This is a genomic window from Pseudomonas sp. AL03, from assembly GCF_029960815.1.
Lineage (GTDB): Bacteria > Pseudomonadota > Gammaproteobacteria > Pseudomonadales > Pseudomonadaceae > Aquipseudomonas.
Genome location: NZ_JASBRE010000009.1, coordinates 62108 through 78519, shown reverse-complemented (window position 1 = coordinate 78519; position 16412 = coordinate 62108). Strand labels below are relative to the sequence as shown.

The 16412-nt window shown below is 57.7% G+C and carries 17 protein-coding genes, 2 tRNA genes and 2 pseudogenes; 6 read left to right on the top strand and 15 right to left on the bottom strand.

Annotation, left to right across the window (positions count from 1 at the left end; all coding sequences use genetic code 11):
• Positions 1-111 precede the first annotated feature (111 nt).
• Positions 112-2202 (bottom strand): TonB-dependent siderophore receptor, encoded by a 2091-nt coding sequence (locus QK293_RS11305; RefSeq protein ID WP_282377362.1) that lies wholly within the window; start codon positions 2200-2202, stop codon positions 112-114.
• A 254-nt stretch (positions 2203-2456) separates the two neighbouring features.
• On the opposite strand from QK293_RS11305, the pseudogene QK293_RS11300 reads away from it, so the two are divergent.
• Positions 2457-3128 (top strand): annotated as a pseudogene (locus QK293_RS11300) (DsbA family protein).
• An 18-nt stretch (positions 3129-3146) separates the two neighbouring features.
• A complete protein-coding gene (locus tag QK293_RS11295) occupies positions 3147-3380 on the top strand; it encodes a hypothetical protein (protein WP_282377361.1) in 234 nt (77 codons plus the stop codon).
• Positions 3381-3438: 58 nt separating this feature from the next.
• On the opposite strand, the gene QK293_RS11290 is transcribed toward QK293_RS11295, so the two are convergent.
• Entirely contained in the window at positions 3439-4596 is a 1158-nt protein-coding gene (locus QK293_RS11290; protein ID WP_282377360.1) for an AAA family ATPase, read from the bottom strand.
• Positions 4597-4844: 248 nt separating this feature from the next.
• On the opposite strand from QK293_RS11290, the gene QK293_RS11285 reads away from it, so the two are divergent.
• Entirely contained in the window at positions 4845-5066 is a 222-nt protein-coding gene (locus QK293_RS11285) for a 4-oxalocrotonate tautomerase family protein (protein WP_282377359.1), read from the top strand.
• A 152-nt stretch (positions 5067-5218) separates the two neighbouring features.
• Positions 5219-5929, top strand: coding sequence for an SDR family oxidoreductase (locus QK293_RS11280; protein WP_282377358.1), 711 nt, complete (start codon positions 5219-5221; stop codon positions 5927-5929).
• Positions 5930-5994: 65 nt separating this feature from the next.
• On the opposite strand, the gene QK293_RS11275 is transcribed toward QK293_RS11280, so the two are convergent.
• From QK293_RS11275 to QK293_RS11245, 7 genes are all read right to left on the bottom strand, one after another.
• Positions 5995-6070 (bottom strand) — tRNA-Thr (locus tag QK293_RS11275).
• A 130-nt stretch (positions 6071-6200) separates the two neighbouring features.
• Positions 6201-7442 carry a nucleoside deaminase gene (locus QK293_RS11270; protein WP_282377357.1) on the bottom strand — a complete coding sequence of 414 codons (1242 nt, stop codon included), beginning with the start codon at positions 7440-7442 and terminating at the stop codon, positions 6201-6203.
• Between the two features lie 298 nt (positions 7443-7740).
• Positions 7741-8970, bottom strand: coding sequence for a methyltransferase (locus tag QK293_RS11265; RefSeq protein WP_282377356.1), 1230 nt, complete (start codon positions 8968-8970; stop codon positions 7741-7743).
• Positions 8951-9640: an ABC transporter permease gene (locus QK293_RS11260; RefSeq protein ID WP_282377355.1), complete on the bottom strand. Its 690-nt coding sequence runs from the start codon at positions 9638-9640 to the stop codon at positions 8951-8953. Before QK293_RS11260 ends, QK293_RS11265 begins: the two co-directional genes overlap by 20 nt.
• Positions 9637-10332, bottom strand: a complete 696-nt coding sequence (locus QK293_RS11255; RefSeq protein WP_282377354.1) for an ABC transporter permease — start codon at positions 10330-10332, stop codon at positions 9637-9639. The genes QK293_RS11260 and QK293_RS11255 overlap by 4 nt, the downstream gene beginning before the upstream one ends.
• Before the next feature lie 78 nt (positions 10333-10410).
• The gene (locus QK293_RS11250) at positions 10411-11157 is read right to left on the bottom strand and encodes an ABC transporter substrate-binding protein (protein WP_282377353.1); all 747 of its coding nucleotides are present in this window, start codon (positions 11155-11157) and stop codon (positions 10411-10413) included.
• Positions 11158-11170: 13 nt separating this feature from the next.
• Positions 11171-11944, bottom strand: coding sequence for an ABC transporter ATP-binding protein (locus QK293_RS11245; RefSeq protein ID WP_007897462.1), 774 nt, complete (start codon positions 11942-11944; stop codon positions 11171-11173).
• Between the two features lie 316 nt (positions 11945-12260).
• Here QK293_RS11245 and QK293_RS11240 point away from each other — a divergent pair.
• Positions 12261-12655: pseudogene (locus QK293_RS11240) on the top strand (hypothetical protein); the annotation flags it as partial.
• Positions 12656-12729: 74 nt separating this feature from the next.
• Here QK293_RS11240 and vapC read toward each other — a convergent pair.
• From vapC to QK293_RS11215, 5 genes are all read right to left on the bottom strand, one after another.
• Complete coding sequence (gene vapC / locus QK293_RS11235) at positions 12730-13137, bottom strand: tRNA(fMet)-specific endonuclease VapC (RefSeq protein WP_282377352.1); 408 nt, start codon at positions 13135-13137, stop codon at positions 12730-12732.
• Positions 13137-13367, bottom strand: coding sequence for a type II toxin-antitoxin system VapB family antitoxin (gene vapB / locus QK293_RS11230; RefSeq protein ID WP_282377351.1), 231 nt, complete (start codon positions 13365-13367; stop codon positions 13137-13139). Before vapB ends, vapC begins: the two co-directional genes overlap by 1 nt.
• 186 nt (positions 13368-13553) lie before the next feature.
• The gene (locus QK293_RS11225; RefSeq protein ID WP_282377350.1) at positions 13554-14006 is read right to left on the bottom strand and encodes a hypothetical protein; all 453 of its coding nucleotides are present in this window, start codon (positions 14004-14006) and stop codon (positions 13554-13556) included.
• Positions 14007-14012: 6 nt separating this feature from the next.
• Positions 14013-14429, bottom strand: a complete 417-nt coding sequence (locus tag QK293_RS11220) for a hypothetical protein (RefSeq protein ID WP_282377349.1) — start codon at positions 14427-14429, stop codon at positions 14013-14015.
• 37 nt (positions 14430-14466) lie between these two features.
• The gene (locus tag QK293_RS11215; RefSeq protein ID WP_282377451.1) at positions 14467-15441 is read right to left on the bottom strand and encodes an alpha/beta fold hydrolase; all 975 of its coding nucleotides are present in this window, start codon (positions 15439-15441) and stop codon (positions 14467-14469) included.
• A 327-nt stretch (positions 15442-15768) separates the two neighbouring features.
• Here QK293_RS11215 and QK293_RS11210 point away from each other — a divergent pair, with 327 nt between their 5' ends.
• Positions 15769-16218 (top strand): carboxypeptidase regulatory-like domain-containing protein, encoded by a 450-nt coding sequence (locus QK293_RS11210; protein WP_282377348.1) that lies wholly within the window; start codon positions 15769-15771, stop codon positions 16216-16218.
• A gap of 65 nt (positions 16219-16283) precedes the next feature.
• Here the strand turns inward: QK293_RS11210 and QK293_RS11205 are convergent.
• Positions 16284-16359: transfer RNA gene (locus QK293_RS11205), tRNA-Phe, on the bottom strand.
• Between the last annotated feature and the right edge of the window lie 53 nt (positions 16360-16412).

Here is a 16412-nt window from a genome sequence, read left to right as displayed (position 1 = left end):
GAATGCCTCAACGGACGCTCTGCGTCCGCTCTTGGGACGCGGAGCGTCCCGGGCTGCATTCCCACGCAGAGCGTGGGAACGATCAGTCGGTGGCGGCCGAATCTGTGGTGATTAGAAGCTGTAGGTTCCGGTCAAGACCAGGCTGCGCGGTGCTCCCGGTTGAATCTGCGCCGCACTGGTGGCCGACGAGTAATAGGTCTTATCGCTGATGTTGTTCAGCGCCGCGCGCAAATCCCAATCCTTCTGCCGGAACCCGGCCAGTGCATCCCAACGGCCATAACCCGGAAGGACGGTGGTGTTGAGGTTGTCGGCATAACGCTGGCCCACCAGGGTCAGACCGGTTTCAGCGTACCAGCCCATTTCCGGTTTCCAGGTCAGGAACAGGCTGCCATTGTGCTTGGCCACGTTACTGATGCGTTTGCCTTCAAAGCCGTTGTTGTCCTTCTCGACTGTCGCGTCCTGCACACCCACGCCACCGCGCACGTACCAGTTGCCGGCAATCTTGCCGGTACCGGTCAGCTCGACGCCGCGGGAACGTTGCAGGCCGGTGAGCAAGGTTACGCTCGGATCGTTCGGGTCGCTGGTGCGGCGGTTGTAGAGTTCCAGTTCGTAGATCGCCAGCGTGGTACTCAGACGATCATCGAGCCAGTCGCTCTTCACGCCGATTTCCTTTTGCTTGGTCAGCTCGGGGCTCAGGTCGTTGCTGTTGCCGGCGGCGCCCGGGGTGATGCCGATCAAACCACCACCGACCGGGGAAAAGGTCTTGGTCCAGGAGGCGTAGAAGGAGTGATTCTGCAGCGGCGTCCACACCAGTCCTACTCGCGGGCTGGTGCTGTGGCTGTCACGATCTTCGGAAATGTCCCGCAGTTTGTTGGTCGACTCGATGTCGAAGGTGTCGTAACGCAGGCCGGCCAGCAGTTGCCATTGATCGTTCAGGCGCAGCTGATCTTGCACGTACACCGCACGGCTTTCGACTTCGGTGTGAGTGCTGCTCGAAACCTGCATCCGTCCGGTGTGGCGCAAATCGCGGTCAGGGTTGTACAGGTCCAGTGCCGGCACCGGCTGAGTCCCGCGCCCGGTGGCCGCGTTGTACAACGTCGGATCGCGGCGCTGGCTGCCGATTTCGATGCCGGTCAGCAAGCGATGCTCAAGGCCGAACGTGTCGAAACCGCCTTCCAGTTCGACGTTGTTGTAGACGTTGCGGGTGGTCAGGTCCTGTTGCCAGTGCTGGCGCGTGACCTTGTTGGTCGCCGGGGTGTAACCGGTCAGGTAGGTGTTGTCGAAATCGCTGTCGAGCTTGAACACGCCCAGAGTGTGGCGCAACTGCCAGTTGTCGCTGAGCTCATAACTGAGTTTCGAACGCAGGGATTGCGACTTGTCGTCGATGAAATCGTGCTCGCTGCCGTAGGTCGTATCGCGTCCTACGTCCGCCGGGCGCCCCTTTACACCGGGGATGCCGCGATCCGGCGTACGGTTGTAGCGGCTGTATTCGTACTGCACCAGCCAGTTCAGGTCCGGCGTCAGTTGCCAGCTCATCGACGGTGCGAACAGTTGGCGATTGCCGCTCACGCCGTCGCGGAAGCTGTTTTGATCCATGTTGCCCATGTTCAGGCGCAGGCTGATGTTCTCGCTCGGGTCGGTGCTGAGGTCGGCGTAGAGGCTGCGCAAATCATCGCTGCCGCCCTGGGCTTCGATAGTCGAGCGGCGACCGAATTCAGGCAGCTTGCTGACCCGATTGACGATCCCGCCCTGACTGCCACGACCATACAAAACAGCGGCCGGGCCTTTGAGGACTTCGATGCGTTCGATATTGTGCAAATCGCGCACGTATTGGCTGTCGTCACGGATGCCGTCGAGGTAGAAGTCGTTGCTGGCGTCGAAACCGCGGATGCGCAGGCTGTCGAAACGAGTGTCGGCGCCGCTGCTGACGTTGGGGATGCCGCTCAGCGCGGTGCCCAGATCGTTAGTGCCGTAATCCACGACGTTCGCGGTTTTTATCGAGTCGATGGCTTGTGGAACGTAGCGCACCGGCGTGGCGGTGCGGGTCGCGGTGCTGGTTTCTTTCACGCGCGGGTCATCAGCTTCGGCTTCGGCGCTGATCGACGTCTCGGGTAAGACGGTGGTGGTGGCGCAGGTAAAACCGGCAGAGAGAAATGCGCAGAGCCCAAGGGTGACGGGCGTGAGGCGAAAGGGGGCAGGCATCTGAAGCGCATCCGAAAGGGTGAAGTAATTTGAGGTCGCGAATGGTAATGCTTGCTATTTACTTCCGTTAATTATTCTTGAAAAGTTTGACTGTTTGATTATTTCGAATTGTGTCGAAGGAGTTAAAACGGACCTGGAAGGTCATTCGACCGATTCATGAAACAGACTGAAAGCTATTCCAGCGTTTTTCAGAAACAGGTGGAGGACTAGTCTGCCGGCATCTAGTTTTCCTACGTTTTTGCCGGAGCCTTTCCATGATCCTTCACTACATTTACGACCCATTGTGCGGCTGGTGCTATGGCGCAAAACCGCTCGTGCAAGCCGCCCAGGTTGTGTTGCCAGTGATTGCCCACGGCGGCGGCATGATGGCCGGCGCCAACCGCCAGACCGTCTCGCCACAACTGCGCAACTACGTGATACCCCACGATCAGCGTATTGCCGAATACACCGGCCAGCCGTTCGGCGAGGCGTATTTCGAAGGTTTACTGCGCGACGAGACGGCGGTTTTCGATTCCGCACCGCCGATTGCCGCTGTGCTGGCAGCCGAGCAGATCGCCGGCCGCGGACTCGAGTTGTTGGGGCGTTTGCAGAGTGCTCACTACGAGAACGGCGAACGCATTGCCGATGAAGCGGTCCTGTTTGAACTCGCACAAGACATCGGTCTGGAGCCCCAAGCGTTTCAGGCTGTTTTCAATGAAGCGGAAACCGATCGCCACATCAAGGACAGTCGAGCACTCTTGGCCAAGGTCGGCGGCCAGGGTTTCCCCACCTTCGCCCTGGAACACAACGGCCAATTCACCCTGATCGATATCGGCCCGTGGCTCGGCAAGCCGCAAGCCTTTGCGGCATGACTGAGTCAGTCGCTTCCCGCACAAGCGTCTCCATCGGCGTTTCAAGCCTGTGGCCTTGATGGCTGTGCCCACTGAATTAATCGGGAGTTACCCATGGATAATCTGAGCCTGATCAAAAGCACCTACGAAGGCGCCAACTCTCAGGAAAACGCGCGCAACAGTGACAAGGTGTTTGCCTACGGCAATTACAGCGGCGTCTACAAAGCTACTGGTCGTGCGATGAATGCCCGTGTCGCCCATTTGTGGACCCTGGCCAACGGCAAGGTCACCCACTTTGAACAGTTGGTGGACAGCCATACTGTGCAACTGGCTATCGTCGACAAGTGATTTCTTAGACGTTTTTCGCCTATTTATTCATGAAATTTACACAGGGTTAAGGGCACGGCTAGCTAGCTTCAATCAACGCTCGTTCTTCCAACCAAATCTCCTGAACAAACTGGTCCGTAATCGCATAAATTCCATGCCCGCGCCGCATGATGATGTTCTCGGCAACCAGCGCAATCACCACCGGCTGAATCTCTTCTACACGCACCTCCCGTCCCACAGTCTTCGAATACTCAGCTGCAGCATCGATGGAAAAAATGCCGCGGGAATCGCCTTCCGTTGACGCGATTTTATTGAAAATCGCCTGAGCCAGGCTGCCTAACAGCTCCACTTTTGCAAGTTCGATGCTGGCCGCCGCCGAGCGCAATGTGCTGGCAATAACCGGTAGGAAAAGATCAGGGTCACCTTCTTGCTGCATGAGTTGTCGCAACGCTTTGAGCATTTCCTCGGGCCGGTTTCCCAAGGTATTGAATGCTTCGATGGCGACTTCGAGTGAAGGTAGCTTTTCTTTCTTCACCGTCGCAACGAGCCGGTTAAGCAAGTATTCAACGTAATCCCCTTTCAGTACCGGATACGCTGTCGATGTCGCACCAGAAAACGCCTGGTTCCTCTTTGCCGTGAGTTCGCTGACTTGCGCCCTGTGCGATCCCGTTCCAATAAACAGAAAGTAACCCGGTGTATCTGGTCGAGGATTGATCGCATCACGAGCAGCTTTGAGTGCCAGAAGCAGCTGATTACCATCGTCGGAAGAAATGGCATGCTGCACTTCGTCGATGATCAGCACCAAGTTGGTGTTCGCTTGATCAACAACCTCTGTCAGCGCCTGCGCCAGGGTTGGCCCACCTGAGTTCCCGATGCTGTCGAGTTTGAAACCAAACTTGAATCCTGCAACGCCTACATCAGCACCGCTGACACGCTTGAGCATTTCGAGCAAACCGGAGCCCGGTGTTTGGAGCTCCTGCAGGGTTTTACGGATGGCGTCATGCACCAGTGTCGCTGGATTGGCCAGCGTGTCACTCCATAGGTCGACGTAAATGACCAGAGCACCCGCATCTTTCAGCGCAGGGATGAGGTCGCTCCTCAGGAATGTCGTTTTACCAGTCCTGCGCAGGCCGGATAAAAACAGACCTGAGCGCAAACCTTCATCGAGAACGCCTGGATTGAGAAGCTGGTTCGCCATCTCTTCGGCCAATTCAGGGCGCTGAAAAATACTGCTCATGCAATTACCTCTTTTTATGGATACGCCATAATTATTGGCCAGCCATAATTTAGCATAAAGGTTCAAATACAGCCTGAAGCCAGTTTGATCGCTGGAGTTTCGACGCTAGCAGGCGTGAGATCGCGCACCTATTACACCACGTAACTAATGATGTTCCCGCCCCCACCTTTATCCCCTCCAGCGAACTCCATACATTGAGCTCCAACGCCTCCCCATCATCCCGATGAGCAGGTCACTGGAGATTCCTCATGCCTTTCGTAAGCGTACGCATCACCCGCGATGGCGTTACCTCAGAGCAGAAAGCTCAGGTGATCGCCGAAATCACTGAAACCCTGGAACGCGTCCTTAACAAGCGTCCTGAACTGACCCACATCGTGATCGAAGAAGTCGACACCGATAACTGGGGTTACGCCGGTATCACCACCACCCAGTACCGCAAGCAGTTGGCTGAGGCGGAGGGGCAGTCATGACCGCGGCGGTTTCCATCGATTTTCGGTCGTCACCTGGTGTCCGGTTCGCTGTCGGTCGAGTACTACGAACAGATGTTGAGACAAATGGCGAAGACCCCCGCCGAAGCCTTTCTTACTTTATTTAAACGATCATTTATTAGTCGAGGTTGATCATGAGCAGTTCGAAAAAAGTCATCGTTATTACTGGCGCCTCCCAAGGTCTCGGCGCAGGCATGGTCAAGGCCTTCCGTGATCTGGATTACAAGGTTGTCGCCACTTCGCGTTCGATCAAACCGTCTACCGACGCGGACATTCTCACCGTGGCCGGCGACATTGGCGACCCTGCGGTCGCTCAGCGGGTTATTCGTGAAGCCATCGAACGTTTTGGCCGTATCGACACCCTGGTCAACAACGCCGGGATCTTCGTCGCCAAGCCGTTCACCGCATATACCCAGGAAGATTACGCTGCGGTGCTGTCGGTGAACCTGAATGGTTTCTTCTACATCACCCAACTCGCGATCACCGAGATGGAAAAACAAGGCAGCGGCCACGTCGTCAACATCACCACCAGCCTGGTGGACCACGCCATCGATGGTGTGCCGTCGGTACTGGCGTCGTTGACCAAAGGTGGCCTGAATGCGGCGACCAAATCCCTGGCCATCGAATACGCCAAGCGCGGGATTCGGGTGAATGCGGTTTCCCCGGGCATCATCAAGACCCCAATGCACGGCGAAGAAACCCATGAAGCGCTGGGGAATCTGCACCCGGTCGGGCACATGGGCGAGATCAGCGACATTGCTCAGGCAGTCGTGTATCTGGACAGCGCCAATTTTGTCACCGGCGAGATCCTGCACGTTGATGGTGGTCAGAGCGCGGGTCACTAAGGCCTGCTTTTCCAAACTCCAGAAACAACAAAGCCCTCGTATTTCTACGAGGGCTTTGTTTTGTATGGTGCCGGCACCAGGAGTCGAACCCGGGACCTACTGATTACAAGTCAGTTGCTCTACCAACTGAGCTATACCGGCGTGTTAGGGCGACGATTATAGCGATTGGATTGGTTCTGTAAACCCCTGAATTCAGACTATTTTTGCGTAGGCGTCAGGCCGGCCCCGCGGACGCTTCTGCGGGGCCGGCCTGAGCGATTGCTTTAAAGCGTTACACGCCGTTTTTGACCGCGTTGATCAGGTCCTGACTCAACACCTGCGCGGGCGCCACTTGCACGCTTTGCGTGTAGAACGGCGGCAGGTTTTGGGCCAGGGTCGACAGCGCTTGTGCGGTGGTGTTGCCCGGCAGCAGCACGTATTGGAGGTTGGACGGATAGCTCTGGGGCACGGGGCCTTCCATGGTCGAACCGTACGCGCCGAAGGTCATTACGGCCTGTGGGGTGGTGGGGTCGGGGGCGTAGAGGAAGACGAAGGTGCCGTACTTCGGGTGCGTCAGGTATTGCTCGGCCTGGGCGCGAACCGTCGGGTCGGGGTCGTTCATCAGGGTCCAGCGCATGACCGCGTAGTTGCGGGTGGTTTCCATGAACGCTGTACGAATCGGCGACTGGTTCTCGACGCCTCCCAGGCACACCAGCAGGTTGCCGAACGGATCGATGAGGGCCACCGAGTTGAACACCGGGCTGTGCTGTGCGGTTTGTAACAGTGGCGGGGCGAGTTCTGCGCCGGGGTCGCGTGGGTTGGCCGATTGCACGGTCAGCGCAAACGGGCTGAGCGCAGTCAGTGCCTGGCGGACTTTGCTGTCGGCCGGGAGGTTTGCAGGGTTTTGCAGTTGATCCGGCGGCAAACCGCTGTTGTTGCTGGCCTCGCGCACGGTGTTGACGCTGGCGGAGAAGATCGAGCTGGTGAGGAAGTAAACCGCCGAGTCGATGGTCTGGCCGCCGAACACCGGGCTGGTCGAACCCTGATAGGCCCGGCTGACAGGCGCCGCAATCGCGTAATAACCCCAGGTGTCCTGCGCCTGTTGGCGGATCTGTGGTGGCAGCGACGGAAAGGTGAACTGACTGTTGTAGTTGATGCCTGCATAGTCATCGATCGCACTGACGGCGACGTTAAATCCAGCAGTCAGCAGCGAACCGGCGCACATGGCGCATGGGTCCAGGGTGGTGACGACGGTCAACTGATTGGGCGGTGGCAAGTTCAATGGCGCGACGTTTTCGTAGTACCAGTCCACCAATTGCCGCTCGCCGTGGGCGGTCGGATCATGAGGTAGAAAGTACGTGGTGCCACTGCCGGGGAAAGGCATCAGCACGTTGTTGTGCAGCGCGGCGATGACCTCGCCCGTTGCGTTGTTGATGATGGCGCCACCCACCGCGAAGGTTTGCTGCAGCGCAGCATCAATGGCTTGCTTGGCGACGGTATCGACGGCTTCCTGTGCACTGTTCAATGTGCTCATGTTTTTCCCAGCTCCTTGCTGTTTGAACACCAGACAATTCTGGCGTTTGGCAAAGATAGTTGAGGTTTCGCAGGTCGTTTATGTTGTTTTGGCTGAACGCTTATGCACAACGGGATCTGTACCGCACCTGCTTAGAGGCAAATTTGTGGATCCGTTCTCATTTGCTCGCAAATGCCTGTTTTTCCGCTTTTTTTACAAGTGTACGAAAATTGAACAGTAGTGTTTCAGCCTCGAAACAGCCGTATATATTGGATCCACGATAATTTCATCAACAGAGTTATCCACAGGATGAGGTGTTTTAAGGGCGCTCAGCCAGGATCAGGAAATTACGCGGTGTAAGTGGGGTTTCGCAGAAGGTGCCGAGGCGCACCGCATAACCCTGCTCGAACAGGAAAAGTGCCCGATCGAGTACCAGCCAAAGCTCCAACGGGCGTCGGAAAAGGCCGCGCAACAGCTCCAGATTGCGTACTTCGGCCAATCGCTGCCAACCAGCGCCTTCGAGTGCTGACCAATCCTGCGGACCGATTGTGGATAACTCTTTAAGCGCGGCCAAATGATGGCAGTAATCGGCGAATGACTTATCCAGCCAGGCACTGGGCAGGGACGGGGTGGGCAGGTATTCGTCCATGCCGCGCAGTTGCCGCTGCAGCAGGTCGAAGGCCAGGCGTCTGGCCATGGAAGTGTCGCGTTGACGTCGGACGCGAGCGCCGGCGGTGACAGTTTCGCTCGTCGGTAGCGAAAGATTTTCGAGGGACAGCTGTAGGTCGGAGCGCTTGGCCGACGAGGAAAGCGGCTGATACTCGCTCAGACGGATCCGGTTGTAGCAGCAAGGCGCGATGGCCAGTTGTTTGCAGCCTTCCGCACTGGCGAGCTGGATCAGCCGCACATGCAGATCACCGCAGGCGTGCAACGCTACCGGAGTGTGATCGGCATTCAAGAAAGAAGCGGCGTCCGCAGCGAGCACGTCTTGCTCGACATGCAGCGCATGCATTTGATGACGTTGGCTGAGTGCCTGGCCGCTGAAAACCAGCGCCGGGTCGTATTCCAGGCAGGTCAGTTGTTGCCCGGTTTGCAGCAGACGTCGTCCCAAGTGTCCTTTGCCTGAGCACCAGTCCAGCCAATGACTCGGCGCGTCAGCAAACTGCAAGCGACTGGCGAAGGCTTCGATCTGCTGCCACTTGCGCCCCGGCACATCGACATTCAACCGATGGCCTGACGCTTCGAGGGCATGAGCCGGCAATTCACCCACTGTGCTCAGTTCAAGGGACAACGCCGCCAGCGAGGCAAAAGGCTCCGGCGCATCCAGCAAGCAAGGTTGATTGTGGCTCTGTTCCGCCTCTTCCAGCGACCGCCCGCGTAGCCATTCGGCCAGCTCCGGGTAGGACGCTTCCCAAGGAAGCTGCCGATGAGTAAACGGTCGAGGCTTCCACAGCGCCTGGTGCTTGATCAGAAAAGCATCCAGCGCCGCGAAACGGGCGAGTAGGGTCTCACCCGTCAGCACGTGGGAATCATCGACCTTGGCAGGCATCGACGCGCAGCCAGCGCTCCAGCAGCTTGAAACCGCGTACCAGCACATAAGCCATCAGCAGATAGAACATGCCCGCGGCGAAGAAGATCTCCACTGGCAGGTAGGTCCGGGCAATGATGGTGCGGGCCATGCCGGTCAGTTCCATCAGGGTCACAGTGCTGGCCAGGGCACTCGCCTTGAGCATCAGGATCACTTCGTTGCTGTAGGCCGGCAGGCCGATGCGGGCGGCACGGGGCAGGATGATGTAGAACAGCGCCTTGGGCCGGGACATGCCCAGCGCCCGCGCTGCTTCGATCTCGCCCGGTGGAATCGCCTGGATCGCGCCGCGCAGGATCTCGGCGATGTAGGCCGCGGTGTGCAACGTCATGGTCGCTGTGGCACACCAGAACGGATCGCGCAGGTACGGCCACATCGAGCTGTTACGGACCGCGTCGAACTGCGCCAGGCCGTAGTAGACCAGGAACAGCTGAACCAGCAACGGTGTGCCACGGAAGAAGAAGATGTAGCCGTAGGGGAATGCCCGCACGTACCAGAGTCGCGATGAACGGGCGATGCCTAGCGGAATTGCCAGCAGCAGCCCGGCGATCACGGCGATGGCCACCAGCTCCAGGGTCAGCGTCGCGCCCTGAGCCAGTTTCGGCAGCCACTTGATGATGATTTCCCAGTTCATTGGGTGCTCCTCGCGAAGCCGCGAGCGGCACGTTTTTCCATAAAGTACATGCCCGTCATGGCGAGAATAGTCAGACCCAGGTACATGAACGCGGCCACCATGTAGAAGGTGAACGGCTGTTTGGACACGGTCACGCCGATTTGCGCGTGACGCATGATTTCTTCCAGGCCAATCACCGACACCAGCGCGGTGTCTTTCATCAGGATCATGAACAGGTTGCCCAGGCCGGGCAGGGCGATGCGCCACATCTGCGGCATGATCAGCTTGGTGAAGATGCGAAACTTCGACAGGCCCAACGCCACACCCGCTTCACGGTGACCTTTGGGGATGGCCAAAATTGCACCGCGAAAAACCTCTGTGGCATAGGCGCCGAAGCACAGTCCCAGCGCAATCACACCCGCGGCAAAGGCATTGAGTTCGAGGTCGGGGTTGCCGAAGAACTCGCCCAAGGCACGCATCAGGTTGACCGTGCCGAAGTAGATCAACAGCACCCAGAGCAATTCCGGGATGCCGCGAACCAGCGTCGAGTAAGTGCCGCCAAGCCATTGCAGCGGCTTGTACGGGGAAGTCTTGGCCAAGGCGCCGAGCAGACCGAGCACCAGCCCCACGCACAAAGCCGAGAGTGCCAGTTTCACAGTCATCAGCGCGCCAGCGGCGAGCGCCGGGCCGAATCCGTAGAGATCGATAGTCATGGATTTCTTTTCAAATCGCGGCAGGCAATGCCAGGGACTGGCGCCGTCAGCGAACGGCGCCGGTCAGGCAGGTCAGAATCAATAAATGCTGAACGGGAAGTACTTGTCATTGATCTTTTTGTAAGTGCCGTCCTCGACGATTTCTTTCAGGGCAAGGTTCAGCTTCGCGCGGATCGGGTCGCCTTTACGTACGGCGATACCGATCTTGTCGCTCTCTTCCACCGGATCGCCCTTGAACTCGTAGGACCGACCGGCGTCGCTTTTCAGCCACTCATAGTTGACGTATTTGTCCGCCAGGATGCCGTCCAGACGACCGGAGGTCAGGTCGAGGTAGGCGTTTTCCTGGGTGTCGTAGAGTTTGATTTCAACGCCTTCCATGTTGTCTTCCAGCCAGGTGCCAGCGAGGGTCGCGCGTTGTGCGCCGATCACTTTGCCTTGCAGGGAGGCCTTGTCGGTTTTGAAGTCGACGTCTTTCTTGGCGATGAATTGCAGCTTGTTGGAGTAGTACGGGTCGGTGAAATCTACCGCCTGCTTGCGCTCGTCGGTGATCGACATCGAGGAGATCAGGAAGTCGAACTTCTTGGCGTTCAGGGCCGGAATGATGCCGTCCCAGTCGGACGTGACCACGGTGCAGTCGACTTTCATCTTGGCGCACAGGGCGTCGCCGATTTCTTTGTCGAAGCCGACGACATTGCCGCTGGCATCTTTGTTGTTGAACGGCGGGTAGGCCGCTTCGATGCCCATCTTCAAGGTTTCGGCCATGGCACCGGCGCTGAAGGCCAGGGTGACGGCGGCAGCCAGGAAGATTTTTTTGTAGTTCTGCATGCGGGTAGCTCCGTTAGCGGTTGCTGGACATGAATTGTTTGCAGCGCGCCGAAAGCGGGTTTTCGAACACCTGCTGTGGCGATCCTTGCTCTTCTACCAGGCCCTGGTGGAGGAACACCACTTCGCTGGAAACCTGACGAGCGAAGCCCATTTCATGGGTGACCAGCAGCATGGTGCGGCCTTCTTCGGCCAATGCTCGGATGACATTAAGTACTTCCTGAACCATTTCCGGGTCAAGGGCGGAGGTGGGCTCGTCGAACAGGATCACCTTGGGCTGCATCGCCAACGTCCGAGCGATGGCCGCGCGTTGTTGCTGACCGCCGGAGAGTTGCGCCGGGTAGGCGTGGCGCTTGTCGGCGATGCCGACCTTGGCCAACAAGGCTTCGGCGACTTCAATGGCCTCGGCCTTGCTCTGGCCGAGCACCCGGCGCGGGGCTTCGATGATGTTGTCGAGCACGCTCATGTGCGGCCAGAGATTAAAGTTTTGAAACACAAAACCGATCTCGCTGCGCAGGCGGTTGATCTGCTTGCCGTCAGCAGCGACCAGTTCGCCGTTTTTCGCGGCTTTGAGCTTGAGTTCTTCGCCGGCCACCAGGATTTGGCCCTGGTGCGGGTTTTCCAACAGGTTGATGCAACGAAGGAATGTGGACTTGCCGGAACCGGAAGAACCCAGGATCGAGATCACGTCGCCGTCGCGGGCGGTCAGCGAGATGCCTTTGAGCACCTCGAGCTGTCCGTAGCGTTTGTGCAAGTTGCGGATTTCAAGCGCGGGCGTGGCCTCAGCCATGTGCGTTCCTCATAGTATTTCGCTCCTGCTGTTGGCGGCCTTCCTGGCGAGGCGGCCAAGCTAGCATAGCGTTCGAACGGCAGCCAACAGCACTACGGGCGGTAAACGGGTGGCATGTGGCAGGTTGTCGCATCGGTGCAGCAGACTGTCGCGCTGCTATCAACCGAACAGCCGTTTGAACCCGCTGCCCCACGGGTGTCGCGTAAAAAAGGGCGCGATGTTGCCAGCTTTGACGGGGTGTTGGAAGCGCTAACCGGCCAATCGTTCCGGGTCTGCACTTTTATTGTGCGCCGACACATTTTTGGGTGCGTTTCTGGTGATCTGGCGGATCGGCTTGTTTTACCCCGTGTCGATCTTCCTCGTCGTGGCGCTGGTGCCAGGGAATGATCCGGTACTGGCAGCTGTCGGTTCCTACCAGACCGTGCTTGAGCGCATGGGCATCCCGAATGCCAAGCTGATCGTCGACATCGTGGTTCTGGTTGCCGTAACAAGCTGCCTGAATTCGGCGCTCTACAGCGCTTCGCGCATGCTGTTTTGACCTATGCGGTGATCGTGTTCATCGTTGGCATACTGACGATCATGCTGATCCAGGAAGCCCATCGCGTGGAGATCCTCGCGACCGGTCTGCTGAGCGTGTTGGTGGTGGCTGCCGGTTTGTTCGTGGCTCGTCGTCGCAAACTGGAAAAGCGTGGCGCGGTGGTGCTGAACTGATTCACACCGCGTAACGCAAAACGGCCGCTGTCAGTAATGACAAGCGGCCGTTTTTGTTTGAGTCATTAGTGAGCTCAACCGGGGTGGACCCAGTCTTCTACGCGTAACCCTGGAACGCGTTCAAATTCCCTTAGGTTGTTGGTGACCACAATGAATCCGCGTGAACGTGCGTGGCCGGCAATCATGTGGTCGTAGGGTCCGATAGGCGTTCCAGCCTTTGCCAGCTCGGATCGAATCATCCCGGTATGTGTAGCCGCTTCGTTGTCGAAAGGCAAAACCTCAAGGCGTGCCGCAAAACCCTCGATCACCCCGAGGTTCTTCTCGGGTGTCGCTGATTTTTCGGCACCGTAGATCAACTCCATCAGCGTGACGGCACTAATGCATAATTGCCCGTTATGACGGTTGAAAGCTTCTCGTACGATTTGCGGTTTGTTCTTGATGGTGAAGATGCAGATGTTGGTATCGAGCATGTATTTGATCATCAGAACGACTCACGCTCCTGGTCGGCGGGTTGTTCACGATCGGTCATGAAATCTGCACTCACGCCATCCCCGTCAAACCAGCTGTCCCATGTTTCATCTGCGGGGGTGATGATACGGGTCCTGCCGATGGCAATTACGTTGACTCGTTTCACATCGCTTGGCATCGCTACGGCTTTGGGGAGGCGAACAGCCTGGCTTCGATTGCTCATGAAAAGGGTTGTCTGTTCCATTTGGCCTCCTGCGTTTTTGTGAGTGCTGTGAGTCCAAAGAATAGATTTCTTCAGGGATATGTCAATGGGATATACATGGCCGCTGACGAGGGGTCATGTCAGATCGTTTCAGGCTGTTGGCTTCTCAAACAAAAACGGCCGCTGTCAGTAATGACAAGCGGCCGTTTTTGTTTCTGAGGCGAGTGTTTACTCAGCCTTTTCTACTTGGGCATCCAGCGACTCGCGATAGCTGTCGAGTGCATCGCCGAAGTCGGTGATGAACTGCGGGTCCGTCAGCCAGGCCTGGGCGGCGTCGCGGTCCATGCCGTCGGCCCACATGCGATAGTCGATCAGCATGTCGGCGGCCAGGTGAGTGGCAGCCATGGCTTCGTTGTCGGCGTTTTCCATGTCCAGCAGTTCTGGATGGTCGCTGATGATTTCGGCGAGGTTCGACAGCAAGGTCAGCAGCATGTCGTTGCGGCTGATGGCTTCCGCGTCACGCATTTTGCTGAACATCGCCAGGGTGTATTCCGGAATCGGTTCGCCGATTTCACCCAGGTCATCGTCCAGTGCGGCGGGTTTTCTGCCGTGAATGTTGATTTGCTTGGCTTTGATCTTGGCGCGTTTGGCGCGTTTCTGTTGCTTGTTCAGGGATGCCATGGGAACTCAGTTTGCTTTCTGTTGGGTTTGAGCCGCGATGGCGTCGGACGCCGCCACGTAGTCGGCCTGGAAGGCCGGTGATTCGATCCAGGCCAAGGCGCCGGCTTCGTCGACTTCAGCGGACCATTGCCGATACTCGATCAGCGCGGCGAGGATAAAGTCTGTCGCTGTTTCTTCGCCTTCCTGCACCAGCACCAGCGCGATAAGCGGGTGCTCAAGAAAGGCCACGCACATTGCTTGTTGGCTGATCTTTTGCGCATCGATCATTTCTTTGAACATGTCGGTCAGGTCCACCGATTCGAAGTCGATGCGATCGTCGTTCGGATCCAGCTCTACCGGCGCGGCAGCCCGTTGGGTGCGGTTCTGCTTGGCCTTGGCTTTGGCGCGTGTGGCGCGTTTGTTCTGCTTGTTGGCGGAGGCCATGGGCGTCGTTCCGTATTTCGTTGAGTGGGCAAGTCAATCAGCAGCGTGGCACGAGCCGCCCGGGTGTGTCGGGGGCCAGTTCGCCGGTCTGCAACCAGGACAATGCAATGGGCCATAGTGTGGCTTGGTATGGGCTACGAAAAAAGGCGAAATGTCCGACTTCTTGTTCGCCGATGTCTTCGGGGGCGATTCGCAGATGGCTGGTCGTTGCGCCGGTGAAGTAACCGAGCAGGCGTTCGATGGCTGGAATCGTGCCGTAAGGATCGTCGCTGATGCTGATGGCCAGGGTTTTCGCGGTGACGGCGGCGAAGGGCAGTCGGTCGTTTTTTGCGTGCATGACGCGCCCGCTTGGGCGTTTCTCGTAGCGGGCGGTGGGCGTGCTCCAGTCGCAGACCACACCGGCGGGCGTGTCTTCCAGCCAGCCGAGGCGTTTGCCGGGGAAGTAGCCGTAAATCATCGTCAACAACGGCATCATCAGGTGCCACTTGCCGAACATTCGCCAGCGATGGGCAGGGGCGTAATCGCGCCAGTAAGCGAACTGAGCACCTACGGTGACCAGGCGCCGAATAACCTGCCCGGAGGCTCCCAGCCCCGCTGCACAGCCTCCGAAGCTGTGACCGACGACGTCGATGGGCTGGCCGGGGAATTCCCGCTGAGCGCGCTTGAGCATCGCCTCAAAATCCAGCGCGCCCCAATCGGACCATGAGGCCTGAAGCCCTTTCAGCGATGCCGGACGCGACTCGCCGATGCCGCGGTAATCAAAAGTGATCACGTCGAAGCCGTTGGCAAACAGGTAATCGGCGAAACGCGAGTAATGACGGCAGCGGACGGAAGTGGCGGCGTTGATGATGACGACTGGGCGCGTTGAGTCCGATAGAGCCTGCCGCCAAGTGAATCCGCCAAGCATGAAGCCGTCTGCGGCGGTTTCCTTGAACGGCTCGCCGGGGGCGTAGGCTGGCAGCGGCAACTCCATTTGAGCGGAGGCCAACGAGGACATGTCCTGCAAATTCATCGGTTTTGACCTTTGCGGGTAGCTGCCAACAATAGTCTTCACGCTGCCCATGAACAATCCATCCATGATTATCTGGGGATCTGGTTGAACAGGCAGAAGAGGATTGCAGGGGCAGGGTGGTCGACGAAGCCGGGCGCGGCTGGTAAATCCGAAGGAAAGTCCGATTGGTTTTGCGGGATCAAGCCGACGGCAATACGCGCTTGAGGAATACAACGTGTAGTCCGATTCGCAGTGAGCCCAAGTACTAATCAATCTAAAACTTGCCCATTCAGCAGGAAATCTAACAGGAGAACGATTGGGTTCTTCGCAGCCCGGGGAGTCGCCACTATGAAGTACCTCCATTCACTCCTGTTGCCCATCGCCACTGTCGGCGTATTGATGTTTCCCGTCATGCTGAGCGCTGGCAGCCTCGAGCCCATCGACAACTCGGGCGTGCAAGTCCAGAGGCAAGAGCAAAACGGGATTACTTACCTGTCCGGCGGTATTGGCGAGGATGAGTCGAAGGCTATCCAGCAAACCACTGGATACAACCTGCACATGACCTTCTCTATCGGGCCGGAAAATAAATACGTTCCCGACGTAGATGTGGTCATTCAGAAAGCACCGGGGCAGACGGTACTGACGCTGAGCCAGGCTGGCCCGTTGGTTTACGTTCAGCTACCTCCCGGCAAGTACTCCGTTGTCGCGACCCGTAATGGTGAAGCGAAACATGACACAACGGATGTCGGAAGCGGCACCGCCCGCAATCTGGTTTTTCACTGGAATGTTGATGAGTAGTTGGGCGTTACTAAATCGCAGGCATAAAAAAACCCTGAATCTTGCGATTCAGGGTTTTCGGTATTTGGTGCCCAGAGACGGAATCGAACCGCCGACACGGGGATTTTCAATCCCCTGCTCTACCGACTGAGCTATCTGGGCAACGGGGCGCATTAAACGGGTTTTTCAGGGGGTCGTCAAGAAAGTTTTCAAAA